This is a genomic window from Thiothrix eikelboomii (genome assembly GCF_900167255.1).
Taxonomy (GTDB): domain Bacteria; phylum Pseudomonadota; class Gammaproteobacteria; order Thiotrichales; family Thiotrichaceae; genus Thiolinea; species Thiolinea eikelboomii.
This window is the reverse complement of sequence record NZ_FUYB01000003.1, coordinates 331688-355045: the sequence shown is the minus strand read 5'-3', so window position 1 is coordinate 355045 and position 23358 is coordinate 331688. Positions and strand designations below refer to the sequence as shown.

The 23358-nt window shown below is 46.5% G+C and carries 27 protein-coding genes and 1 other RNA gene; 19 read left to right on the top strand and 9 right to left on the bottom strand.

All coding sequences use genetic code 11. The features are described from left to right. Nucleotides 1-58: 58 nt before the first annotated feature. The 4 genes from B5D50_RS05635 to udk all read left to right on the top strand — a co-directional run bounded on the left by B5D50_RS05635 (nucleotide 59) and on the right by udk (nucleotide 3539). On the top strand, nucleotides 59-472 hold the full coding sequence (locus B5D50_RS05635) for a ComEA family DNA-binding protein (RefSeq protein WP_078921606.1): 414 nt from the start codon (nucleotides 59-61) through the stop codon (nucleotides 470-472). Nucleotides 473-530: 58 nt separating this feature from the next. Continuing rightward, nucleotides 531-1562 (top strand): UDP-glucose 4-epimerase GalE, encoded by a 1032-nt coding sequence (gene galE / locus B5D50_RS05630; protein ID WP_078921605.1) that lies wholly within the window; start codon nucleotides 531-533, stop codon nucleotides 1560-1562. A gap of 212 nt (nucleotides 1563-1774) precedes the next feature. Further along, nucleotides 1775-2782 carry an SLBB domain-containing protein gene (locus tag B5D50_RS05625; protein ID WP_159448583.1) on the top strand — a complete coding sequence of 336 codons (1008 nt, stop codon included), beginning with the start codon at nucleotides 1775-1777 and terminating at the stop codon, nucleotides 2780-2782. Between the two features lie 151 nt (nucleotides 2783-2933). Continuing rightward, entirely contained in the window at nucleotides 2934-3539 is a 606-nt protein-coding gene (udk, locus tag B5D50_RS05620) for a uridine kinase (RefSeq protein ID WP_078921603.1), read from the top strand. Between the two features lie 56 nt (nucleotides 3540-3595). On the opposite strand, the gene B5D50_RS05615 is transcribed toward udk, so the two are convergent. From B5D50_RS05615 to B5D50_RS05595, 5 genes are all read right to left on the bottom strand, one after another. Further along, the gene (locus tag B5D50_RS05615; RefSeq protein ID WP_078921602.1) at nucleotides 3596-4042 is read right to left on the bottom strand and encodes a GFA family protein; all 447 of its coding nucleotides are present in this window, start codon (nucleotides 4040-4042) and stop codon (nucleotides 3596-3598) included. Nucleotides 4043-4052: 10 nt separating this feature from the next. Then, on the bottom strand, nucleotides 4053-4949 hold the full coding sequence (locus tag B5D50_RS05610; RefSeq protein WP_078921601.1) for a DMT family transporter: 897 nt from the start codon (nucleotides 4947-4949) through the stop codon (nucleotides 4053-4055). 113 nt (nucleotides 4950-5062) lie between these two features. Beyond that, nucleotides 5063-5240: non-coding RNA, 6S RNA (gene ssrS / locus B5D50_RS05605), on the bottom strand. Nucleotides 5241-5308: 68 nt separating this feature from the next. Further along, on the bottom strand, nucleotides 5309-5632 hold the full coding sequence (locus B5D50_RS05600) for a cell division protein ZapA (RefSeq protein ID WP_078921600.1): 324 nt from the start codon (nucleotides 5630-5632) through the stop codon (nucleotides 5309-5311). A 4-nt stretch (nucleotides 5633-5636) separates the two neighbouring features. Further along, the gene (locus B5D50_RS05595; protein WP_078921599.1) at nucleotides 5637-5867 is read right to left on the bottom strand and encodes a hypothetical protein; all 231 of its coding nucleotides are present in this window, start codon (nucleotides 5865-5867) and stop codon (nucleotides 5637-5639) included. Nucleotides 5868-5958: 91 nt separating this feature from the next. On the opposite strand from B5D50_RS05595, the gene B5D50_RS05590 reads away from it, so the two are divergent. The 3 genes from B5D50_RS05590 to ubiH are packed head-to-tail and all read left to right on the top strand — an operon-like array spanning nucleotide 5959 to nucleotide 9191. After that, complete coding sequence (locus tag B5D50_RS05590; RefSeq protein ID WP_078921598.1) at nucleotides 5959-6546, top strand: UPF0149 family protein; 588 nt, start codon at nucleotides 5959-5961, stop codon at nucleotides 6544-6546. Continuing rightward, nucleotides 6543-7907: a Xaa-Pro aminopeptidase gene (pepP, locus tag B5D50_RS05585; RefSeq protein WP_078921597.1), complete on the top strand. Its 1365-nt coding sequence runs from the start codon at nucleotides 6543-6545 to the stop codon at nucleotides 7905-7907. Before B5D50_RS05590 ends, pepP begins: the two co-directional genes overlap by 4 nt. Before the next feature lie 60 nt (nucleotides 7908-7967). Continuing rightward, nucleotides 7968-9191 (top strand): 2-octaprenyl-6-methoxyphenyl hydroxylase, encoded by a 1224-nt coding sequence (gene ubiH, locus B5D50_RS05580; RefSeq protein ID WP_078921596.1) that lies wholly within the window; start codon nucleotides 7968-7970, stop codon nucleotides 9189-9191. A 7-nt stretch (nucleotides 9192-9198) separates the two neighbouring features. Here ubiH and B5D50_RS05575 read toward each other — a convergent pair whose 3' ends face one another. Then, on the bottom strand, nucleotides 9199-9528 hold the full coding sequence (locus B5D50_RS05575) for an AzlD domain-containing protein (protein WP_078921595.1): 330 nt from the start codon (nucleotides 9526-9528) through the stop codon (nucleotides 9199-9201). Further along, on the bottom strand, nucleotides 9521-10243 hold the full coding sequence (locus B5D50_RS05570) for an AzlC family ABC transporter permease (RefSeq protein WP_078921594.1): 723 nt from the start codon (nucleotides 10241-10243) through the stop codon (nucleotides 9521-9523). Before B5D50_RS05570 ends, B5D50_RS05575 begins: the two co-directional genes overlap by 8 nt. Nucleotides 10244-10423: 180 nt before the next feature. Between B5D50_RS05570 and rsfS the strand changes: the two genes are divergently transcribed. The 7 genes from rsfS to pmbA all read left to right on the top strand — a co-directional run bounded on the left by rsfS (nucleotide 10424) and on the right by pmbA (nucleotide 17117). Continuing rightward, a complete protein-coding gene (rsfS, locus tag B5D50_RS05565; RefSeq protein ID WP_078921593.1) occupies nucleotides 10424-10783 on the top strand; it encodes a ribosome silencing factor in 360 nt (119 codons plus the stop codon). Further along, nucleotides 10784-11257, top strand: coding sequence for a 23S rRNA (pseudouridine(1915)-N(3))-methyltransferase RlmH (gene rlmH / locus B5D50_RS05560; protein ID WP_078921592.1), 474 nt, complete (start codon nucleotides 10784-10786; stop codon nucleotides 11255-11257). It begins immediately after the preceding gene. Next, the gene (locus B5D50_RS05555) at nucleotides 11258-11836 is read left to right on the top strand and encodes a Maf family protein (RefSeq protein WP_078921591.1); all 579 of its coding nucleotides are present in this window, start codon (nucleotides 11258-11260) and stop codon (nucleotides 11834-11836) included. A gap of 51 nt (nucleotides 11837-11887) precedes the next feature. After that, nucleotides 11888-13372, top strand: coding sequence for a ribonuclease G (rng, locus tag B5D50_RS05550; RefSeq protein ID WP_078921590.1), 1485 nt, complete (start codon nucleotides 11888-11890; stop codon nucleotides 13370-13372). A 99-nt stretch (nucleotides 13373-13471) separates the two neighbouring features. Continuing rightward, nucleotides 13472-14287: a carbon-nitrogen hydrolase family protein gene (locus B5D50_RS05545; protein WP_078921589.1), complete on the top strand. Its 816-nt coding sequence runs from the start codon at nucleotides 13472-13474 to the stop codon at nucleotides 14285-14287. Between the two features lie 20 nt (nucleotides 14288-14307). Then, complete coding sequence (gene tldD, locus B5D50_RS05540; protein ID WP_078921588.1) at nucleotides 14308-15753, top strand: metalloprotease TldD; 1446 nt, start codon at nucleotides 14308-14310, stop codon at nucleotides 15751-15753. 20 nt (nucleotides 15754-15773) lie between these two features. Next, nucleotides 15774-17117 (top strand): metalloprotease PmbA, encoded by a 1344-nt coding sequence (pmbA, locus tag B5D50_RS05535; protein WP_078921587.1) that lies wholly within the window; start codon nucleotides 15774-15776, stop codon nucleotides 17115-17117. Between the two features lie 46 nt (nucleotides 17118-17163). On the opposite strand, the gene B5D50_RS05530 is transcribed toward pmbA, so the two are convergent. Both B5D50_RS05530 and B5D50_RS05525 read right to left on the bottom strand, forming a co-directional pair. Next, nucleotides 17164-18363: a hypothetical protein gene (locus tag B5D50_RS05530; protein ID WP_078921586.1), complete on the bottom strand. Its 1200-nt coding sequence runs from the start codon at nucleotides 18361-18363 to the stop codon at nucleotides 17164-17166. A 22-nt stretch (nucleotides 18364-18385) separates the two neighbouring features. Next, a complete protein-coding gene (locus tag B5D50_RS05525) occupies nucleotides 18386-19573 on the bottom strand; it encodes a transporter substrate-binding domain-containing protein (RefSeq protein WP_159448582.1) in 1188 nt (395 codons plus the stop codon). A 237-nt stretch (nucleotides 19574-19810) separates the two neighbouring features. Between B5D50_RS05525 and miaB the strand changes: the two genes are divergently transcribed. From miaB to B5D50_RS05500, 5 genes are all read left to right on the top strand, one after another. Continuing rightward, nucleotides 19811-21175, top strand: coding sequence for a tRNA (N6-isopentenyl adenosine(37)-C2)-methylthiotransferase MiaB (gene miaB, locus B5D50_RS05520; RefSeq protein ID WP_078921584.1), 1365 nt, complete (start codon nucleotides 19811-19813; stop codon nucleotides 21173-21175). Nucleotides 21176-21178: 3 nt separating this feature from the next. Beyond that, complete coding sequence (gene truC / locus B5D50_RS05515) at nucleotides 21179-21931, top strand: tRNA pseudouridine(65) synthase TruC (RefSeq protein ID WP_078921583.1); 753 nt, start codon at nucleotides 21179-21181, stop codon at nucleotides 21929-21931. Continuing rightward, on the top strand, nucleotides 21918-22556 hold the full coding sequence (locus B5D50_RS05510; protein ID WP_078921582.1) for an FMN-binding negative transcriptional regulator: 639 nt from the start codon (nucleotides 21918-21920) through the stop codon (nucleotides 22554-22556). Before truC ends, B5D50_RS05510 begins: the two co-directional genes overlap by 14 nt. A gap of 62 nt (nucleotides 22557-22618) precedes the next feature. Beyond that, a complete protein-coding gene (locus B5D50_RS05505) occupies nucleotides 22619-22864 on the top strand; it encodes a segregation and condensation protein A (protein WP_078921651.1) in 246 nt (81 codons plus the stop codon). Between the two features lie 62 nt (nucleotides 22865-22926). Beyond that, a complete protein-coding gene (locus B5D50_RS05500; RefSeq protein ID WP_078921581.1) occupies nucleotides 22927-23349 on the top strand; it encodes an antitoxin Xre/MbcA/ParS toxin-binding domain-containing protein in 423 nt (140 codons plus the stop codon). Nucleotides 23350-23358 lie beyond the last annotated feature (9 nt).

Here is a 23358-nt window from a genome sequence, read left to right as displayed (position 1 = left end):
CAGCCTCAGTTTAAATCTAAAACCTCAGTCTAAAAATTAATAATAAGGATGATCATCAATGAAGTATGTCGTTTCTTTGCTCTTAGTGGCAGGTTCTTTATTTGCCAGTACAGTTTCAGCTGAATTAGTGAATATTAATAAAGCCAGTGCTGAAATTATGCAAGAACATTTAAAAGGTATTGGTGCTAAAAAAGCCGAAGCGATTATCAGTTATCGCACAGAGCATGGTGAGTTTAAAAATTTGGAGGATATTAAAGAAGTGAAAGGGATTGGTGATGCTTTATTTGAAAAAATCAAAGCTGATATTTCTTTAGATCAAGGTTTAACCACCGACGGCGCTGCCGGTGCAGAGGGCAAAACCAAAGTAACGAGCAAACTTGAAGACAAGGCCACGAAAGTGGAGACCAAAGCAGGCTCTGAGATCAAAGTGGACAAAGAAACACCAAAAAAAGCAACCGAATTGGCGGATTAGACTTGTAGTCTTGGCTAGCAGAGGTAGAGTAAGCCTCTGCTAAACTAGAGTTAGAATCATGTCACAGCAGCAAACGGTATTAGTCACAGGCGGAGCAGGTTATATCGGTTCGCATACCTGCCTCGAACTATTAACGGCAGGCTATCAAGTTATCGTGGTTGATAATCTTTGCAATAGCTCCGCTGAATCTTTAAAGCGAGTAGCCGATATTGTTGGTTGTAGTGAGCTACCTTTTTATAAATTAGATATTCGTGATACCTCGGCTTTAAATCAAGTATTCAGCCAGCATGCGATTGATAGTGTTATTCATTTTGCAGGCTTAAAAGCCGTGGGAGAATCGGTACAAAAGCCGCTCAGTTATTATGATAATAATGTCAATGGAACCGTGAGCTTATTAGCGCTGATGCAAGAATACGCGGTTAAACAGCTCGTGTTTAGTTCTTCTGCTACCGTTTATGGTGATCCTCAGACTGTACCGATTCAAGAGCATTTTCCTCGCTCAGCGACCAATCCTTATGGGCGCAGTAAGCTGATGATTGAAGAGATATTACTGGATTTACACACGGCTGAACCCGATTGGCAACTGGCTGTTTTGCGCTATTTTAATCCAGTCGGGGCGCATCCTAGTGGGCGCATTGGTGAAGACCCTCGTGGCATTCCGAATAATTTAATGCCTTATGTGGCTCGGGTTGCGGTGGGTATTTATCCTGAGCTAGCCGTGTTTGGGAATGATTATTCGACCCGCGATGGTACGGGAGTGCGTGATTATATTCATGTGGTGGATTTAGCCAAAGGACATGTTGCTGCACTGGAGGCCTTCCGTCGGCCACAAACTCCACATTGGTTAGCGGTCAATTTAGGAACAGGGCAGGGTTATTCGGTCTTGGAAATGATTCAAGCATTTGAGCAAGCCAGTCAGCAGTCGATTCCCTATAAAATTGTAGAGCGGCGGGCAGGCGATGTAGCGGCTTGTTTTGCTGATCCACGCTTAGCTAAAACCTTATTAGCTTGGCAGGCTGAAAAAAATTTATTGACCATGTGTGAAGATGCTTGGCGTTGGCAGCAACAAAATCCGCATGGCTATTCTTAAAAGATTGCGCAAACTTTAGGTTGAACTTGGACTAAGCTTGGGCGATGGCTTGAGCTTAATGTTCATACTTTGTATCCAGCATTAGTTGAAGCCTAGGCGGAAATAAATCCCATTTATCTGTTAAATAATTCCATTACCCCAGACAGCATTCGCTTTCAATGGGGGAGTTTTCTAGTCTGCGGTGCATAACAAAATCCTTTATGGAGTTAACCATGCATCGTCCAGCTCAGAATTTAAGCTTGTTAAGTGCTTGCCTTGTCCTCAGTGCTTGTGCTGCTAAAACCCCTAATTACCCCGCGCCGCCTTTATTTGCCGCAACAGTGACGGCTTATAATCCGAGCGTTATTCCCTTAGCTCCGATTACCCGTCCTGTACCCGTTGCACCGATAGTGCTACCTAAAGCTAGCCAAGTCGCTGGTAGTGATTTAATCGGTGAGCAAGATTTATTGGATATTACCGTGTTTAAAGTCCCTGATTTAACACGTAGTGTGCGCGTCGATGGGCAGGGTTATATTACTTATCCGTTAGTGGGTAAATTGCGAGCTAAAGGTTTACGTCCGGCTCAATTAGAGCAACAGCTGGCGAGCTTATTAGAAAAAACTTATATGCATAATCCGCAAGTCACTGTCTTGGTCAAAGAGTCAACCCAAAATCGGGTAACAGTAGAGGGTGCTGTGCGATTGCCCGGGGTGTTTCCTGTCGTTGGCAGCATGACCGTTTTGCAAGCCTTAGCCAAAGCAGGAGGCTTGACCGAGCAAGCAGATAGTCGGCGCGCTATTTTGTTGCGCAAAGATGCTAAGGGTGAGCTGAGCCAACAACCGATTGATATTGCAGCGATACGCCAAGGACGCTTGCAGGATTTTATACTCTTACAAGATGATCGTTTGGTCGTGCAAGATGCGATTTATAACCGCTTTACGGTCAGTGGGGCTGTCGGGCAGCCGGGGGTCTATCCCCTTAAAGAGGGGATGACCGTAATGCAAGCGGTGGCAACTGCAGGTGGTATGACTCGGCTGGCAAATAAGTACAAAGCCTTAGTCTTCCGACGTGGTTTAGATGGGCGCGAACAGCATTATGCAGTGAATTTAGATGCCATCTACCGTGGTACTAGTTTAGATCCTATGATTCAACAAGATGACCGGATTGTGATTTTAGAGGCGAGAGAAAAGGTGATTTATGACGAAGCTACTCGTTTTCTAAGCCCTGTCACCTTGTTTTAGCGTTGTTCTAGTCTGCTCTAGTACTTGCTAAAGCGTGCTAAGGAATTTTCTGGGAAGCTGGTATTGGAGCTAGCGTGTAGAGCTAGCTCCCTTTTTTTAGTTCATTTAGGCATATAATCTGCCTTTTAATAAAATCTGAGCAGTTTTCAATATGCAAACCCAAATACCGTTTTTTATTGGCATTGGTGGTGGGAGTGGGAGCGGCAAAAGCGAATTAGCCCGTGCTTTAATGTCTGCTTTTCCCGCTGATCAAGCTGTCTTGGTCGAGTTAGACTCGTATTATCATCGCAAGCTTGCTTTTCCGGTAGAGATTCAAGGTAATTATGATCATCCACTGGCTTTAGATGAGGATTTGTTAGTAGGGCACTTGCAAGCGCTTAAACAGGGGCAGACCATTGAGAAGCCTTGCTATGATTTTACGGTACATGATCGCTCAAACAGGTTAGAAACTGTGCAGCCGAAGCGCTTTATTTTGATTGATGGTATTTTGTTATTTGCTTTACAACGGGTAGCGGCGTTAGTCGATCTATCCGTATTCGTTGATACCCCAGCTGATATTCGTTTGGCGCGTCGGTTATTACGAGATGTGCAGGAGCGTGGTCGTACCTTAGAGGATGTACTGATACAATACTTAACGACAGTGCGCACCATGCACGAAGCTTATGTCGAAGTCTTTAAAACACAGGCGGATCTACTCATCATCGGTACAGATCCCCTCGAGCGAGAGGTCGCTGCTGTCTTAGCGGCTATTGAATAGATTTAAACCGATTGGCTTAAATCTGCTCAGTTAAGTCTATTCAGGTTAAAGCTGATTCAGCTGGATGCTTTATCTTTACTAGGTGGTGGCGGTGCGCCTGTTTCAAAGGTCGGTAGGTTCGGGTCCATAAAGTCCCAAGCGGGTTTATTGCGATGATAAACAATACGATCCGGTTTAAACCAAGTATGTTGATCAAAAGCTCCCACGGCAATCCCAAGTACCCCCGGACGCATCGTGGTTTGGCCAAATAAACGGCTGCCACAGGTTGGGCAGAAATAGCGGGTATTTATGCTACCAGTATCCGTCACCGAGTCAAAATGGCGGGTTTCACCTCGGATAGCTACGGCAGCCTCTGGGAAAAATGCTAGTGACATATGCCCAGTCCCTGAAGCACGTTGGCAATGTTCACAATGGCATTGCGCTGACAAAATAGGCGCGCTACTCACAGTAAATTCTACCGCTCCACATAAGCAATGCCCACTCGCAAAAATAGCTTCTGACATGTTTTACTCCTTAGTTAGCAACACTGACTAACTTACGCTCTGGCCATTGACTGATCAAGATCCCGGTGAGCATTAAACTGCAACCGAGGAGTTGTTTGCTAGTGACGGCTTCATTTAAAAATAACCAACCGACCAAGAGAGCAAAGACCGCTTCCCCTGATAAAATTAAGGCGGCAACACTAGCATCTACCGTGCGTTGAGCCATAATCTGCAAAGTAAAGCATAGGCTGCTAGCAATCACGCCGGAATAAAGCAAAGGTCCAATCGCCGCTTCATATGCTGCCCAGCTCGCTTGCTCGAACAGCAAAGCTGCAAGAATTGACCAAAGGGCTGCAATCGCAAATTGGATCACTGACACGCCTACTACATCGGTGATCCGGCGAGATAGCCAACCTAAAGTGATCACATGCCCCGCCCAGAAAAATGCACCAATAAACTCTAGGCCATCACCGTAGTTAATCTGAAAATTCGGGCCAACGGATAAGGCATATAAGCCAATGACCGCCAAGCCAATACCAGCCCAAGTGAGTAGCCTTGTCCTTTGACCGATGAATAAACCGAGTATCGGCACGATCACAATATACATACTGGTAATAAAGCCTGCATTGCCTGCTGTGGTGTATTGCAGCCCCACTTGCTGAAAGCTAAAGCCAATAAACATGACAGAGCCCGCTAAGGCACTGCCTAACCAAAATAATTTAGGATTTTTAGAGGTAGCAGGAACAAGGGTTCGACGGTGCATCCACCACCAAACGGGTAATAAAGCTAGAGTCGCTAAGACAAAACGTCCTGCATTAAAACTAAATGGGCCTAAACTTTCTAAACCTAAGCGTTGTGCAACAAAACCGCTGCCCCAAATAGCAGAAATCAGAACAAGAATGAAATGTGCTGAAGAAAAATGAGCCATAAATTTACAACCTATCATTGCTCATACACTATGAGCAAAAGGTCGGATTATTCAGGAATTAAACGACTAAGCAAGAAAAATATCAGGCAAGCTAAGCAAGATTGAAAAGTGGGACGGCTCCAAGAAGTCGTGTGAAACTTCAGCCTTGAACCAAAGGTTCAAGTGGGTGCTAGTTTAGTCCAAAAGGCTTACCGCCGCAGCGGTCATGCACACAAGACCAAAAGATCGCTCCCGGGATAAAAAAATAGGCTCAAGGATTTATCCATTTCATCACGAGTATCCCAGATGACCGTCCTTAGTTGCATACTATTACAATTATTCATTGCTGGGAAGCCCTAGCAAACTTAACTAATCGGGTATTAACCTGTTGCATACTGCTGATATTGCGCTAAGGCTGCTGTGACCTGAGTTTGGATCTGCTCAACTTTAGCTAAGGTCTCAGTATAAGCAGCTTGATCCTCTAAGCCCTGCTGGTTTAATAACTCATGTGCAAGATTCAGCGCGACCATGACAGCGATGCGATCAGTACCTAAAACTTTGCCAGACTCCCGTACTTGGCGCATTTCTTGATCTACTCGTTTTGCGGATAAAATCAAGGCTTGCTCTTGCCCTTCAGGGCAAGCAACGGTGTATTCTTTGCCAAAAATTTTGACAGATACGGGGACAATGAGAGACTCTTCCATTAGCTTAGTCCTCGAGGGGAGTGAGTAAGACGGGCCGCTTTAAAGTTAAGGCCGCCAAGATTTCTTCGACTTGCTGGCTAGCGATGCGATTTTTATGTTGCAAATGTTCACAAGCGGCCATGAGTTCTTGCTCACGCTCTTCTAAGCGGCGCTTTTCGGCAGCTAAGTGCTCAAGGGTCACTAATAATTGCTGCAAGTCTTGTTCTAGGGTTTTAAGTTGATTTTGCAAAGCCATAAGGGATCATGCATGCTCGTTGTTTTCGGGGCTATGGATGCGAAATGCTCCTTGTCAGCTCATAATACACGCATAGCTATGGGAGACGCATGTGTTGGATACGCAGTTGCCTGAATTTTATACATTGGAAGATGCTTTATTACGAGTGGATGCTGATTTCACTGCCTCAGAAGCTCATGGAATAGCCTGTGCAGTTTTAGCATTTAATAATCAATACCATGAAAAAGCTTGGCAAGCTCAGATTTTAAAAGGCGATCATCGTGATTTTCACGTCCAAGAAGCGCGGAAACTACTGCAGCAATTATTTAATACCAGCTTATGGCAATTAAATTCGGGTGATTTAAGTTTTGAATTATTTTTACCACCCGAACAAGATAGTTTAGCCGCTCAAGTGACGGCTTTACAAAAATGGTGTCAAGGTTTTGCTTTTGGTTTAGCACTGTCAGGTTTGAAAACGCTACAAGACCTACCGGAAGATAGCCGCGATTGGGTACAAGATGTCGTGAAAATTGGAGCGGCAGGTGAAATGGATGTGCAGGATGAAGATGAGTCGGAAGCCGCCTTTATCGAGCTGGCCGAGTTTATTCGTGTGGGCGTATTAATGATGAATGAAGAATTGCAACCAATCCGTGGTAAGCCGCAATTAGCAGAACAAACTGAGGAGTATGAACAAGAATGAAAAGCCCTGTATTGATTCCCGCTAGTGAATTTGCTGAACGCCGCCAACGCCTCTTAGCTCAATTGGGCGAGCAGGCGATTGCAATTATTCAAGCTTCCCAGCTAGTGATTCGTAATCGGGATGCAGATTATCCGTTTCGCCAAGAGAGCGATTTTTTGTATTTGACGGGCTTCAATGAGCCTGACGCAGTTGCCGTCTTTATTCCGGGGCGAGCAGAGGGCGAATATGTTTTATTTTGCCAAGCTAAAGACCCTGCAATGGAACGCTGGACAGGTAAACGTGCAGGTATTGACGGGGCTGTTAACGATTATGGCGCGGATCAGGCTTTTCCGATTGGCGAATTAGATAAGCAAATCCTCCCCCTCCTCAGTGGTCGAACTGAGGTGCATTATCGCATAGGGTTTGATACCGAGTTTGATCTGAAGGTTTTGGGTTGGCTGACGGTATTACGCCGTCAAGCACGCAATGGGGTGGCTGCTCCTAATACTCTCAAACTGCTCGATACGCTAGTGCATGAGCTACGTTTGTTTAAATCACCCGCTGAACTAGAAATGATGCGCTATTCAGCCAAAATTGCAGCGCAGGCACATACTCGTGCCATGCAAATCTGCCGCCCCGGCTTATTTGAATTTGAACTACAAGCTGAAATTGAGCGTGAATTTCGCAAAGCAGGTATGGAACCTGCCTACACCTCTATTGTGGGTGGAGGCGAAAACGCTTGTATTTTGCATTATGTAGACAATCGGACACCGTTAAAAGCAGGTGATTTGCTGTTAATTGATGCCGGGAGTGAGCATCAAGGCTATGCCAGTGATATTACCCGTACTTTCCCTGTTAATGGCCGTTTTAGCCACGAGCAGCGCCAACTGTATCAATTAGTGCTAGATGCCCAAAAAGCGGCAATTGCTGCGGTGAAACCGGGTAATGATTGGGATGCACCGCATCAAGCGGCCGTGCGTACTTTAGTCGCGGGTTTAGTTGAGCTGGGTTTATTACAGGGTGAGGTGGAGGAACTCTTGCAAGATCCACCTAAGACTACGGATGGGAGCGCGCCTAAAGAAGCAGCATATCGGCAATTTTATATGCACAAAACCGGACATTGGTTAGGGCTGGATGTGCATGATGTAGGCGATTATAAAATTAATGGTGCCTGGCGTTGTTTAGAACCGGGTATGGTGTTAACGGTAGAGCCGGGCTTATATTTTTCGCCTGCGGAGAATCTCGATCCGAAATGGTGGAATATTGGGATTCGTATTGAAGATGATGTGCTGGTCACTGCAGACGGTTGTGAGGTATTGACTGCGGGTGTGGTCAAAGAAATCGCTGAGATTGAAGCCTTGATGGCACAACCCTTGGATTAAGCCTCGGACTAAACCGAGGTAAATAAAGCACTTAAATAATAGGCTGAGTCAAAATAAGCTATGTTCGATGTACTGATTGTCGGTGGTGGTATGGTTGGGGCAAGTTTAGCCTTGGCTCTTCAACCCTTGAATCTGAAACTAGGCTTGATCGAAGCAGTTGCCTTCGGTAGCCATTCCCAGCCCGCTTATGATGATCGTTCAGTAGCACTCTCCTATGGTTCAAGTCGGATTTATCAGGGGATGGGGATTGGAGGTAAGCTTGCTGCACAGATGGCGGCTATTCAACAAATCCATGTTTCTGATCGCGGCTATTTCGGGGCTACTCGCTTAACTGCTGAACAAGCAGCGGTGCCTGCCTTAGGCTATGTGATTGAGAGTCGGGTATTAGGTCGGGTGCTGTTTGAGGCACTAGCGAAGGGGGGGGCTGCGTCTTTTGAGGTAATTAGCCCGGCTAGAGTGTATGCTTTAGAACAGAATAGCGACTCGGTTCAAGTGCATTTTGAGCGTCAAACGGTCACGGATACTGTGCAGACACGCTTATTAGTGATCGCTGACGGTGCGCAATCACCTTTACGTGAGCAGCTGGGTATTGCCGTTAAAACTCAGGATTATCAACAAACCGCGATCATTGCCAATGTAAGTACAGATCGTCCGGTCACGGGGGTGGCTTATGAGCGTTTTACTCGCTCTGGGCCTTTGGCACTTTTACCAATGACTGAAGAACGCTATTCCTTGGTCTGGACGCATAAAACGGCGGAGGTGGCCGCTAGTTTGGAGCTAACAGATGCTGAGTTTTTGCAGAAATTACAAACTAGCTTTGGTTATCGGCAAGGGCGTTTTATTAAAGTGGGTAAGCGTTCGAGCTACCCCTTAAGCTTAGTGAAATCCGTCGCGGAAGTGCAGGGACGGGCTGTGTTGATTGGCAATGCCTCCCACAGTTTGCATCCGGTTGCAGGGCAGGGCTTGAATTTAGCTTTACGGGATGTGGCGACCTTAAGTGATTTATTAGCCACGCCAACTGCAATCAGAAGCGATGATGGCGTCGTGAAGTTACTCGCCGCTTATCAGGCAGCCCGCCAACCTGATTATGCGAGTGTTGTCGCTTATACGGATTCGCTCGTTAAGCTATTTTCAGCTGAGTTCCCAGCCTTAGGCCTGCTTCGTGCAGGCGGCTTGGTAGCCGTGGATCGGATAGCACCCTTGCGTCAGTTGCTCACTCAGCAGAGTATGGGCTTACGCTTTCGGCAATCACGTTTAGCAAGGGGCTTGGCTTTGAAGGTCTAAATGAAGCTTAAGTCAAGAGAAATTGACTGCCAAAAAATACCAGCACACCCACGATAATCGTCACCAACGGTTTACGCAGTATTAAACCCACTACAAAAGCGGCTAAGCCACCTAACAGCCAAGGGTTATGCCAGCTAAAATCCAGCTGTTTGTTTGGCATGAGGATCATCGGCATGATAATCGCAGTGAGCACCGCAACCGGGACATAAGCTAAAGCTTCTTCTAGCCAGACAGGCAGTTGAATACGGTGCGCTCGTGCAAAAAGTATAAAGCGAATACTAAAAGTGACCGCAACCATGCCGAGAATCATCAAAATCAGGCTTAAGGTATCAGGCATGGTCGCTTGCTCCGGCTTTTAAACGCAGTTGCAAATGCTGCACTAGGACTCCCGCCGCAACCCCTAGTAAGGCGGCAATCAGCATGCCAAGATTATTCGGTAGTTGATATAAAAATAGCGCGGCCGAGCCAGCCACGATGAAGGTAATCCAATACGGGAGCGTCTGTAAATAGATGGTAATAATGCCTAAGAAAGTGGCCACCATCGCAAATTCTAAGCCCCATTCACTCATGCCCGGAATTAATTCACCAGCGACTACACCAATGAGAGTGGTGAGATTCCACATACTATAAAACGCTAAAAATGAACCTAAATAAGCCCAATGCCCTGTGGTGGCATCTAATTTACCGTTCACAAAATAAGGCTTCGTAGCAGCATAGGTTTCATCGGTCAAACCAAAAGCTAAAACTGCACGCCAAGGCATAGGCAAGTGCTTGACATATTTCATGAAATCAGCGGAATACAATAAATGGCGTAGATTAACCACAAAAGTGGTGAAAATAATCACTAGGATGGGTGCACCTGCTGCGATTAAACCTAAGGCTACAAATTGTGAAGAGCCAGCAAACACCAGTAAAGACATCGCGATTGGCACCCACGGCTCTAAACCTTGGCTCACAGCTAACGAGCCGAAAATCATTCCAAAAGGTAGATTTCCCAGCATCATCGGGATAGATACTATCGCGCCAAAGCGCATGGCTTCCCATTTATTCATAGCAATTCTGCTTTGAAAGCTGGGTAATGAGTTGAATATATATCACTGTCCTGTCACTTGCCTGTGGTGAGTGGTGGGCAGGTTTATACCAATCTCTGTGGAAAGATTCCAGCCGGTTTGTAAGCCATGCTATTCTTAAGCTTATAAATACTGCTTTTTTAACAACTGATGAAGGTAGGAATGGAACTCGAACAATTGCAAACTTTAGTGCTCTCTAGCCTTGAAGATATGAAAGCCCGCGATGTGACGGTCTTAGATGTACGCGGTAAATCGACGATCACCGATGTAATGATTATCGCATCAGGCACCTCTTCCCGCCATGTGAAATCCCTCGCGGATAGTGTGGCAGCTAAATCGAAAGAGGCAGGGCATCAGCCTTTAGGGGTCGAGGGTGAGCGTGACTCTGATTGGGTATTGGTCGATTTAGATCAAATTATTCTGCATGTGATGCTGCCGACGGCGCGTGACTTCTATAATTTAGAAAAATTGTGGGGGACTGGCAGCGAGGCACGCAATGAATTACGGCTAGGAGCTGCCTAGTTGCGTATTCACCTGTTAGCAGTCGGCACGAAGATGCCGACTTGGGTGGTCACTGCAACAGCTGACTATGTGGGGCGTATGCCTGCACACTGCCAAATTCTGATCAAGGAGTTAGTGGCTGAAAAGCGCACGAAAAGCTCAGATCTGCAGCGTATCTGTGAACTCGAAGGGGAAAAGTTGTTAGCAGCTATTCCAGCAGGTAGTTTAGTCATTGCTTTAGATGTTTTGGGCAAAAGCTGGTCAACCGAGCAGCTCGCTAGTCAATTGGATCAATGGCTGGCTTCTGGGCAGGATGTTGCTCTTTTAGTCGGAGGGCCAGAAGGTTTATCACCCGCTTGTTTACAACGTGCTGATCTTAAATGGTCATTATCCGCTTTAACTTTTCCGCATCCTTTGGTGCGGATTATTCTAGCTGAGCAATTATTCCGAGCTTGGAGTATCCTCTCGAACCATCCTTATCATCGTGGAGGCTGAATGCAGTCAGCACAACTTATTCTTGCGTCCGCTTCGCCGCGACGACGCGAATTGCTGGAGCAAATTGGCGTTCGCTATCAGGTACGAACGGCTGATATTGATGAGCGCGCAAGGCTCGATGAAGATCCTTTAGATTTAGTGCAACGCTTGGCTAAACAGAAGGCACAGGCTGTTTGGGAGGATAGTGATCAAACTTTACCGGTGTTAGGTGCTGATACCTTAGGTGTCTTAGATGGACGCTTGCTCGTTAAGCCGGAGGATTTTGCCTCGGCGCGGCAGATGTTATTATCTATGTCAGGACGAGTGCATACCATTTATAGTGCTGTCGCGCTTTATCATCAAGCGGCTTGTGAGTTAGCGCTGAGCACTAGCCAAGTGTGGTTTCGACGGTTAACTGAGGCAGAAATAGCCGCTTATTGGCAACAAGGTGAACCCTGTGATAAAGCAGGTGCGTATGCGATTCAGGGGATGGGCGCTATCTTTGCTGAGCGTTTAGAAGGCTCTTATTCGGGGGTCATGGGTTTACCCCTCTTTGAAACGGCTCAATTATTACAAAAAATAGGTATACGGGTATTGTGAGCTAGCGCCGTATTGAAAATAAATCAAACCATTTGCGCACAGAGAGGAAGCATGAGTGCCGAGCTGTTAATTAATATCACCCCACAAGAATCACGAGTCGCCTTGCTAGAAAATGGAGTTTTGCAGGAAGTGCTCATCGAACGCCTTTCTCGACGGGGGATTGTGGGCAATATTTACAAGGGGCGGGTGTCACGGGTATTACCGGGAATGGAAGCCGCGTTTATTGATATTGGTCTAGATAAATCCGCTTTCCTGCATGCTTCAGATCTGACTGCCTCACCGATGGACGATTTGCATACCGATGATTTACCCAAAAAACAGCCTACCTTGCAAATTCATGAGGTCTTACACGAAGGCAAACAGCTATTAGTGCAAGTGATTAAAGACCCCTTAGGCAGTAAAGGCGCACGCTTAACCACTTATATTACTTTGCCTTCACGTTTTCTAGTGTTGATGCCGGATAATCAAACCATTGGTATTTCAGGGAAAATTGAATCGGCTGAAGAACGTGAGCGATTACGGGCTTTAGTGCAAAAAGTACGTACTGAATTTGGTGATCAGTTTGGTTTTATAGTACGGACAGCGGCTGATGGGATTAGTGAAGACAGCTTGCGCCAAGACATGCAGTTTTTATTACGGCTGTGGGATAGTATCGAGCAAAGCTCTAGAAGCTCTGCCCAAGCTAAATTGGTCTATTCTGATTTACCCTTAGTCTTGCGGGTATTACGCGATATGGTCGGTGAGCCGATTCAAAAGGTTTTAATTGATTCCCGCGAAACTGCGCTTAAAGTCAAAGAATTTAGTGAAAAATATATCCCTGATTTAGCCCAGCATATTGAGCATTATCCGGGCGAGCGGCCGATTTTTGATTTGCATGGCGTTGAGGAGGAAATCCAGAAATCTTTGCAGCGCAAAGTACCCTTAAAATCGGGCGGCTATCTGATTGTGGATCAAACCGAAGCCATGACGACTATTGATGTGAATACGGGTGGCTTTGTCGGGAGTCGCAATCTAGAAGAGACGATTTTCCGTACTAATTTAGAGGCTGCTCAAGCGATTGCACGTCAGCTGCGTCTGCGCAATTTAGGGGGGATTATTATTCTCGACTTTATTGACATGATGCAAAGTGATCACAAGCAGCAAGTGATAAAAACTTTAGAAAAAGCCCTTGAAAAAGACTATGCCAAGACTTACATCAGTGAAGTATCGCCTTTAGGTTTAGTGGAAATGACCCGTAAGCGTACCCGGGAAAGTTTAGAGCATATTTTGTGTGAGTCCTGCTCTACCTGTAATGGGCGTGGCTATATCAAGACCGCAGAAACGGTTTGTTATGAAATCTTTCGGGAAATTTTGCGGGCAGTACGCCAGTTTGATGCAAAAGAGCTATTGGTGTTGGCCTCGCAGGATGTGGTCGACCGCTTATTGGATGAAGAGTCGGATAGTTTAGCCGAGTTACAGGAGTTTGTTTCCGTGGCGATTCGCTTGCAAGTTGAAGCGCTCTATAATCAAGAGCAATTTGATGTGGTTTTGCTTTAATACCGTTTACCGTGAAGCTCAGCGTCGCCTGACGATTGCAGTTAGAGTCCTTATAAAAATCAACGTATACTCAAGCGATTAGTCGGGTGGGAGCAGAGAATGAGAGCAATTGCTGCATTACAAATGGCATCAGGTCCGCAAGTGCAAGCTAACTTAATGGAAGCAGGGCGTTTAATTGCAGAGGCGAAAACAGCAGGCGCGGGTTTAGTGGTTTTGCCTGAAATGTTCGTGATCATGGGGCAGAATGATCAAGCGCGGGTGCAGGTGACTGAGGAATATGGTTCTGGCCCTATTCAGGATTGCATGGTACGCCTCGCTAGACAGCACAAACTTTGGATTTTAGCCGGCACAATTCCTTTACATTCAGACGATCCTCATCGACCGTATGCCGCGTCTTTATTGTATGACGATCAAGGTCAAGTGGTGGCACGCTATGACAAAATTCATTTATTTGATGTCACGGTGGGGGAGAATGCTGAGGTTTATACCGAAAGCGATACCAATATGCCCGGTGCTCAACTAGTGGTTGCCGATACCCCTTTTGGCAAGATCGGGATGAGCGTTTGTTATGATTTACGTTTTCCTGAGTTGTATCGGGAATTAGCACGTCAAGGGGCTGAAATTCTAGTCATTCCGTCTGCTTTTACCGAGGTGACTGGGCAAGCACATTGGGAGATTTTGCTGCGAGCGCGTGCGATTGAAAATTTAGCGTATGTGATTGCCCCAGCCCAAGGTGGCTACCACGTGAGTGGTCGGACAACCTATGGACATTCTATGGTTATTGACTATTGGGGGCGGATTCGTGGTCAACTTAATAAAGGTTCTGGTGTTGTGTTGATTGAGCCGGATTTAGAAGCTCAAGCAGCCACGCGCCAACGATTTCCAGTTTTGTCACATCGCCGTTTGCTGATGTGAGATTTTAAAAGGACTCAAATATGCAAAATGCCATGGATTATGCCCGTGCGGAGTTTTTTGCGCCAAGTGGCTTGAGTGAGCCAGCTTTAGCCCAAGTCTTTGCTGAGTTACTCAGCAAAGATACCACGCTTGCTGATTTATATTTCCAAGCAGCGCGTTATGAATCATGGGGCTTAGAAGAAGGGATTGTAAAAAGCGGTAGCTATAGCATCGAACGTGGGGTTGGCGTGCGCTCCGTGTGTGGTGAGCAAACAGGGTTTGCTTATAGTGATGAAATTAGTTTACAGGCTTTATTAGAATCAGCCCGTGCTGCCCGTGCTATTAGTCGGGCGGGTCAATCAGGCCAAGTTCAAGCGTGGAAAGCCCAAATTCCTAGCCGTCATTTATATGGCTTAAGTGACCCGCTAGCCTCGTTAAGCGAAGCGGACAAGATTGATTTATTGCAGCGTATGGATAGCAAAGCGCGTGCCGTTAGCCCTTATGTCAAACAAGTCATGGCAAGCCTCGTAGCGGTGCATGAGATTATCTTGATTGTCGATGAGCAAGGGCGCATGACCGCTGATGTACGCCCACTTGTACGGACTAATGTCTCGGTGATTGTTGAGCGTCAAGGGCAAACTGAGAGTGCCTCTGCGGGTGGCGGTGGGCGTTTTGATTTGGATTATTTCATCAAAAACAACCGTGCGGATGAGTTTGCTGAAGAGGCGGTGCGTCAAGCCCTCGTGAATCTGGATGCACAAGCCGCCCCTGCGGGTGCAATGACTGTTGTCCTTGGTTCGGGTTGGCCGGGTGTGCTCTTGCATGAGGCGATTGGACATGGTTTGGAGGGGGATTTCAATCGTAAAGGTACTTCCGCTTTTTCTGGGCGGATCGGTGAGCAAGTCGCCAGTAAAGGCATTACTGTGGTTGACGATGGTACCTTAGAGCAGCGCCGTGGTTCATTGACGGTCGATGATGAGGGCACTGAAACTCAATGTACTACGTTGATTGAAGATGGCATTCTCAAAGGCTATATGATGGATCGGCAGAATGCTGCTTTGATGGGGACAAAATCGACCGGCAATGGGCGGCGGCAGTCTTATTCGCATTTAACAATGCCACGTATGACGAATACTTATATGCGTGCGGGTGAGTATGATCCGCAAGAAATTATTGCTTCTGTCGAGAAAGGTGTCTATGCAGTTAATTTCTCGGGTGGACAGGTGGATATTACTTCTGGGAAATTTGTCTTTTCAGCCTCAGAGGCTTATTTAATTGAAAATGGCAAAGCGACTCGTCCACTGAAAAATGCCACTTTAATCGGTAATGGGCCCGATGTATTAACCCGAGTCAGTATGGTCGGTAATGATTTAGCCCTCGATACAGGGATTGGTGTATGTGGTAAAGATGGGCAAAGTGTACCCGTTGGTGTGGGGCAACCGACTTTGCGTGTGGATGGACTCACGGTCGGTGGCACGGCTGCTTAAACCTGTAGGGAATCAAAACGATGATTGAATTAGACAATCGGCAAGCTTTAGGTGCTGAATTTCAAGAACTCGCTGAGTTTGTGCTTAAAGCTGCCAAAGAGCGTGGTGCGAGTGCGGCCGAGGTAGGCATTGATAAGGGTACGGGTTTATCGGTTGAAGTCCGCATGGGTAAAGTCGATAAACTGCAATATCACCGTGATCAAGGTGCGAGCCTGACGGTATATTTTGGCCACAAAAAAGGCTTTGCTTCGAGTGGGGATTTTTCACGAAAAGCGTTAGAGGATACTTTAGAGGCGGCTTGCCGAATAGCTCGCTATACCGCTGAAGATGAGTTTAATGGTTTAGCTGATCCTGAATTAATGGCTAAGCAGCCCTTGGATTTAGATTTATATCATCCTTGGGATATTAACGCGGATCAGGCGATTGATTTAGCTTTACAGGCTGAAGCTACCGCCCGTGCGTATGATGCCCGCATTTCCAATAGTGACGGGGCGAGTGTGGATAGCTATGCGGGCTTAGGGGTCTATGCAAACACCAATGGTTTTAATGGCTTAAATAGCAGTACTCGCCACTCCTTGAGTTGCTCGGTGGTGGCGCAAGAAAATGAGTCGATGCAACGGGATTATTGGTATACCACAGCTTGTTCCCCTGCTGCTTTAGAAGCGGCTGAAGCAGTGGGTAAAGAAGCTGCCCGCCGTACTGTGCGCCGCTTAGGGGGGCGATCCATTCCAACTTGTGAATTGCCGGTATTGTATGTGCCCGAATTAGCCCGTGGGTTAATTGGGCATTTAGTCTCTGCTTTAAGTGGGGCTGCACAGTATCGGAAAGCGAGCTTTTTGCTAGATGCGGTTGATAAGCGCATTTTTCCCGAGTTTGTACAATTGAGTGAGCGCCCCCATATTCCGCGTGCTCCGGGCAGTCGGGCTTGGGATGCAGAAGGTGTTGCAACCTATGATCGTGAGGTGATTCTTGATGGTAAAGTCCAAGCGTATTTTTTAGGGAGTTATTCTGCTCGTAAATTAGGCCTGCAAACCACGGGTAATGCAGGGGGTAGCTCCAATTTATTATTAAGCCATACGCAAAGTTCTTTCCAAGAGTTACTCCAGCAAATGGGGCGTGGCCTGTTGGTTACCGAATTGATCGGCAGTGGTATCAATATGATCACCGGTGATTATTCGCGGGGGGCGGCAGGGTTTTGGGTTGAGCAGGGTGAGCTACAATATCCGGTCGAAGAAATCACCATTGCGAGTAATTTGAAGGATATGTATTTGGGTATCCAAGGTATTGGTACTGATATTGACCCGCGTGGCAGTATTCAAATTGGATCAATCTTAGTAAATCGCATGACGATTGCTGGCCAGTAAAGGTTAGTTGAGTGGATGCACACAGAGCCAGTGTTTAGCTGGCTCTTTATTCCAAACCAAATTCTTGCTTGATACTTGTCTGCATCTGCGGACTTAAAGTTTCGCTGGCGGTCGGTATTTGTTGCGCTTGCTCAAGTAGCTGCTGTGTGGTGGTTTTTAACTGCTCTGGATGAGCTTCAAGCTTTTTCGCAAGGCGCAAATAGTATAAACCTGTTTGTAAATGTCCCTGCTTGATCGCGGCAGTGGCACGTTCTAGATGTCGGCTAGCCGCTGGATTGCTACTGATGGTTGGTTGAATAATAGAAGGTTTAGCCAGTACAGGTTGAGCGATAACTTCTGGATTGCTAATCATGCGCGGTTGGATAATAGAAGGTTTAGCGAGTGCAGGTTGAGCTATGCCAGCTTGAGTTGGTGCAGTTTCGGGTATCAAAGGCTCTATGCTTGGGCTTAGGGTAGGCGTAGCGGGGCTGGTCTTTGCTGATGTTACCGGGGTGACACTGGTTTCGAGGGGTTGGATCGGCGTGTGATTAGGCTGCATCGGTAGAGTGACTAAGCTGGTGGTGGCCGCAGGCTGAATTAAAGGTTTGTCTAAACGACTGACCTGAATTTTGGGTGCGACGGGGGCTTGGGTCGGTTTAATCGGTTGGCTGACTTGATAAATACCTAAACTCGCGGCGGCGACTAAGCCTGTGACTGCCCATAAAATCACTGGCAAAAATCGGTGCTTATTTCGTGTGGGTGGTGGTTTAGGTTGTAATAAGTTAGGTGACTGGCGAGTCAGTGTTTGTAATTCAGCCAGCAAGGCTGTACCGAGTAAGTATAAATCCCCCGTGGGGGTGACCAGAAACAGTGATGGCTCGATACCTGTAGTGACTAAACCTTGATCAATCAACTGTTGGGTGATAGCCAAGGCTTTTTGATGCAAATTCGTGGGTTGACCGTGTATCGCTGGGAGCGGGCTTAACGACCAAGCTTCCGGCATTTCTAGGACAAAACAGACCTCAGTCTCGGACCACGCACAATCTAAAACTTTTAAAACCGTCGTCTCGGCTTGATGGCTTAAACTCTGCAATTGACTAAGACTTTGCTTTAACGCACTGTCACTGAGCAGTTGCTGAGGCAAATAATGTATGAGCCAACGTTGATTGATGTTGGCTTGCAAATCGCGGCCAAGGAACAGCTCACCGCAAGCGTTCGAGAATAGTCGTTCGCCTATTTTATAGCGTTTGTGAAGCACACTTTCCATAGGCTGCTCCCTTGCTTAAACCCTAGTTAGGCTGTTGTTTCTGCAATGATTCAACAGTTTTCCAATGATTAGTAAGATGCTTGTCCATAATCGCATCATACTCCCCCGAGTCCTGAATAGTTTTCAAACCTTTGTTGATATAATTTAAGAGAATAGTCGCACGTGGATGAGTTTTGTGGACAAGCACATGTAAACCTTCGACCGAAAGCTCACGCGGTAACGCGGCTACTTGGTCGTGTAAGCCCATTTTGGCGACGGTTTCACGTCCTGTGAAATCATTCATTGCCACCGCGTCGACTTTACCTGCCATTAATAATTCAAAGCATTCTTTAACCGATTGGGGTTGCTCTAATTTGATTAAGTTTTTCTTTAGCCACTCTCGACCTGTGCGATCTAAGTCATGTGTGAAGTAGCCACTGGGTCGGCAGAGGGTATGGCCAATCATATCGTCATCTTTTTCAAAGATTAACGGGGCTTCATTGCGAGTAAATAAAACCTCAAGCATTTGAAAAATCGGGGTGGAAAATAAGAATTGACAACGAAAATGCTCCATCGTTGGGCAGCCGGGGTTCAGCCAAGGAAAACCCATATCGTATTTCTTTTCTTTGATTAAAGGGTCAAGATGAGCTGACCAATCATTAATCCAAGTGAGTTTATAGTGGAGATTTTGGTTTTTCAGTGCTGTTTCTACTAAATCAGTAATCAGCCCGCCATTCGGTAAAGACTGGTCAGTGAAGGGTTGATAATCACCAGCGGTTAATAATTGAATATCAATTTTGCTGACAGTTGGGGTGGGTGGGGTTGTATTGGCTGTTGTTATATTGGTCGTTGTAAGTTCAGTGGTAGGGTCAGCCGTATTTTCAGTCACCGTGCTGACTGCGGTGGTGGTCGTGGTGGCGGTTGTTGAGGTGGGCGCTGCAGTTTGAGGGGAGGCTATTTCGGGATCAGACAAACAGGGCAGACGTAGTTCTTGATTAACCAAAACAGTGGATGGCCCTTTGGTCAGTAATTCACGGTTTGCATAATAAATCATGCTGTATTTACTCGCACTGCCATAAGCACGTTGGGCAATGGTACTTAAACTATCGCCTTTGACCACTTTATAGGGTTGTTTACAGTCTAAATTTTCAGCATTTACCGGTTGTGTAACCAAGGCGAACAATAAAAATAGGCCTAGCAGCCACTGATTCCTCTGTTTTGAAAAAAACATCTGCATATCAAGACCTCGCAAGTTTTTTATGAAGAATTTTAGTTTTTTAGCTGAATACTGAATTAATAACTAATAAGGCGGATATAAACACTCTTATAATGCTCGGTCAAGGTTGTGGCAAAAGTTTGGCTAAAATGCTTGTTTTCCCTACAAAATTTATAGTTGTTGCGCACTAGCCAGATAAGGATAATAGTCGGTCTTTTTTTAACTTCGGCAACGCAATTAGGTAAGGTTTAGATGGCAGGTAAAATTTTCATAGAAACTCACGGCTGTCAGATGAATGAGTATGATTCGGCAAAAATGCTGGATGTGCTGCATGCACACGAGGGGATGGAGCTGACGGATAATCCTGAAGAAGCTGATGTGTTATTGCTTAATACCTGTTCTATTCGTGAGAAAGCGCAAGAAAAGGTATTTTCGCAAGTGGGACGCTGGCGGGCATTGAAAGAGAAAAATCCACAGGTGATTATTGGTGTCGGTGGTTGTGTTGCAAGCCAAGAAGGGGAGGCCTTGCGTGAGCGTGCGCCGTTAGTTGATGTGGTGTTTGGCCCCCAAACTTTGCATCGCTTACCGGATTTGATTAAACAAGTACGTACCCATCGTAAGCCCGTGGTGGATATTAGCTTTCCTGAAATCGAAAAGTTTGATCACCTGCCAGAACCACGGGCGGAAGGTCCGACTGCTTTTGTCTCGATTATGGAGGGTTGCAATAAATACTGTACCTTCTGTGTCGTGCCTTATACCCGTGGCGAAGAAATCTCCCGCCCCTTTGATGATGTGCTAGCCGAAGTGGCGCAATTAGCGGCGCAAGGCGTGCGCGAGGTCAATCTGCTGGGGCAAAATGTGAATGCCTATCGTGGCAGCATGCATGATGGTGAGATCGCTGATTTAGCATTACTGATTCAATATGTGGCGGCTGTGGAAGGCATTGATCGGATTCGTTTTACCACTTCGCACCCCAATGAGTTTAGTGAAAGCCTGATTAATGTGTATGCCCAAGTTCCTGAGTTGGTCAGTCATTTACATCTGCCTGTGCAAAGCGGTTCCGATCGGATTTTGGCGGCAATGAAGCGTAATCACATGGCGATTGAGTATAAATCGAAGCTTCGTCAATTGCGTCAAATTCGTCCGATGATTAGTCTGTCCTCGGATTTTATTGTGGGTTTTCCCGGCGAAACCGAGAAAGATTTTGCGGATACGATGAAGCTGATTGATGAGGTGGGTTTTGATCATAGCTTCAGCTTTATCTATAGCGCTCGCCCCGGAACACCGGCGGCCAGTTTACAAGATGACACACCGATGGAGGTTAAGAAGCAGCGTTTGCAAGTACTGCAAAGCCGGATTTTGGCCAGTGCGAATGCGATTAGCCAAGCGATGGTCGGGACCGTACAGCGTGTATTGGTCGAGCGCCCTGCGAAGAAAGACCCCCATCAATTAGCGGGGCGTACTGAAAATAATCGCGTGGTAAATTTCGATGGCAATCCCCGTTGGATTGGGCGTTTTGTTGATTTGCAGATTACTGAAGCACTCCCGAATTCTTTGCGCGGTGTTGTGGTTGCGGTCGAAGCTGAGGCGGGTCGTATGGATATGCAGGCGCTTTGAACTTTGTCACCGCTTGAGATTCTTTATCAAGACGAATTTTTAGTGGCTATCAATAAGCCATCGGGTTTATTGGTGCATCGTAGCCTGATTGATAAACATGAAACGCGGTTTGCTGTGCAGTTACTGCGTGATCAAATCGGCCAAAAAGTTTATCCGCCACATCGTTTGGATCGACCAACTTCGGGTGTGCTGTTATTTGCTTTAGACCCCAATATCGCACGCCTTTTGACTGAGCAATTTACCCAAGCTGCGCTAGAGAAGACTTATCTCGCCTTAGTTCGTGGCTTCTGCGCGGCTGAAGCGGTGATTGATTATCCGCTGAAAGAAGTATTAGATGAAATCGCGGATGCTCAAGCGGCTCAGGATAAGCCGGCTCAAACCGCGATTACGCAGTATCGAAGGCTGGAGCAATTTGAATTGCCCTTGGCATCAGGTAAGCATTTAACCAGCCGCTATTCACTGTTAGAGCTGCAACCTAAAACTGGACGTAAGCATCAATTACGTCGCCATTTGAAGCATATTTTTCATCCGATTGTGGGGGATACTACACATGGCGATGGCAAGCAAAATCAGTTATTTCGGGAGCAGTTTGGTTGTGAACGGTTGTTATTGCATGCACAAACTTTAAGCTTTTTACATCCCGTAAATAAAGTGACCTTAAGGCTTCAAGCACCGTTAGCCGAAGAGTTTGTACAAGTTTTACAAGCTGTCGCTAGCAACAATTTACTAGTAGGTGATCTAGATGTATGTTCCTAAGCATTTCGAGCAATCTGACCCACAAGTCCTGCAAAATTTAATCCGTTCCTCACCTTTAGCCAGTTTAGTTACGCTGGGAGCGCAAGGTCTGAATGCCAATCCAATTCCACTTTATTTTGAAGCGAATGGGGGATTAGGTTTATTGCAAGGCCATGTGGCACGGGCGAATCCGATTTGGCGTGATTTTGACACCCAATTGGAGGCTTTGGTGATTTTTCATGGGAACGATGCTTATATTTCGCCAAACTGGTATCCGTCTAAAACGGAGCATGGCAAAGAAGTACCAACTTGGAATTATAGTGTGCTGAATGTTTATGGGCATCTACGGGTGCAGGATGATCCCCTGTGGTTGCGTGAATTTTTGGAAAAGCTTACCCAGCAGCAAGAACTAGGTTTAGCTAAACCTTGGCAGATGTCAGATGCACCAGATGATTATTTGCAGACAATGCTCAAGGCAATTGTTGGGATTGAGCTGGAAATCACTCGCTGGGAGGGTAAGTGGAAATTGAGTCAAAATAAACCGAGTCGAGAGTATCAAGGGGTGATCGAAGGGTTAAATCAGACACAAAATGCTAAAGCTATTGATTTAGCAACCGTCATGAAAAACTTAAGGACTGCCCATTAGGAGGATAGGCGTAGAAACTAGAACACTCTAAGCTAATGATTTCTTCTTTTCTTGGAGCAGTCATGGTTGATCAGACCCTTTCTCAAGAGCGGCGTATCCTCATGGCGATGCGTAAGACCTTGGCGAGTATTATCCGTGATCTCACGGCGAGAGAGCCGATGCAGGCTTATCCTTTAAGTGAGGCCACAGTCGAGGATGTGAAAGCTTGCTTTGATTTGATTGCTGCTCGTGAGCGTGAGCTAGCCACCCAAGAGGGTTTGACAACCCGTGAGTTACCTCGCTTCACTGATGAACCTAAATCAGCATAAGTGATTACTATCAGCCCGCTGAAAACGACTAAACACTAATCAACTAACCAATGAGACCCCTCATGAATGATGCTGAACTCACCCAACGTACCGAGCAGGTCTTAGCGCAATTGGCCGATTGGCAACTTAGTGCTGAAGAGGTTGTTAGCTTATTGGGTTTGGCAACGGAGATTAAACCGCGCCATCTAAGCTCTTATTTTAATGGTGAGCGGGCTTTGCCGAATGCTCCTGAGCTGCAAGTTCGTCTTGAGCATATCAGTGGGATTACCGAAGCGCTGGCTACTACCTTTCCCTTCAGTGCACAAATGCGCCTAATGTGGCTACGTCGTCCGCATCGCCGTTTTCAACAGCGCACTCCATTGGCCGTGATTTTGGAAGAAGGGGTAGAGGGCTTGCAAAAAGTGCGGATGGATGTGGATTGTGCCTATAGCTATGCGATTGCCGATGCAATGGCTGCTGCTCAACAGGCAAAGTCGAGCCAATAATTGCAGTGT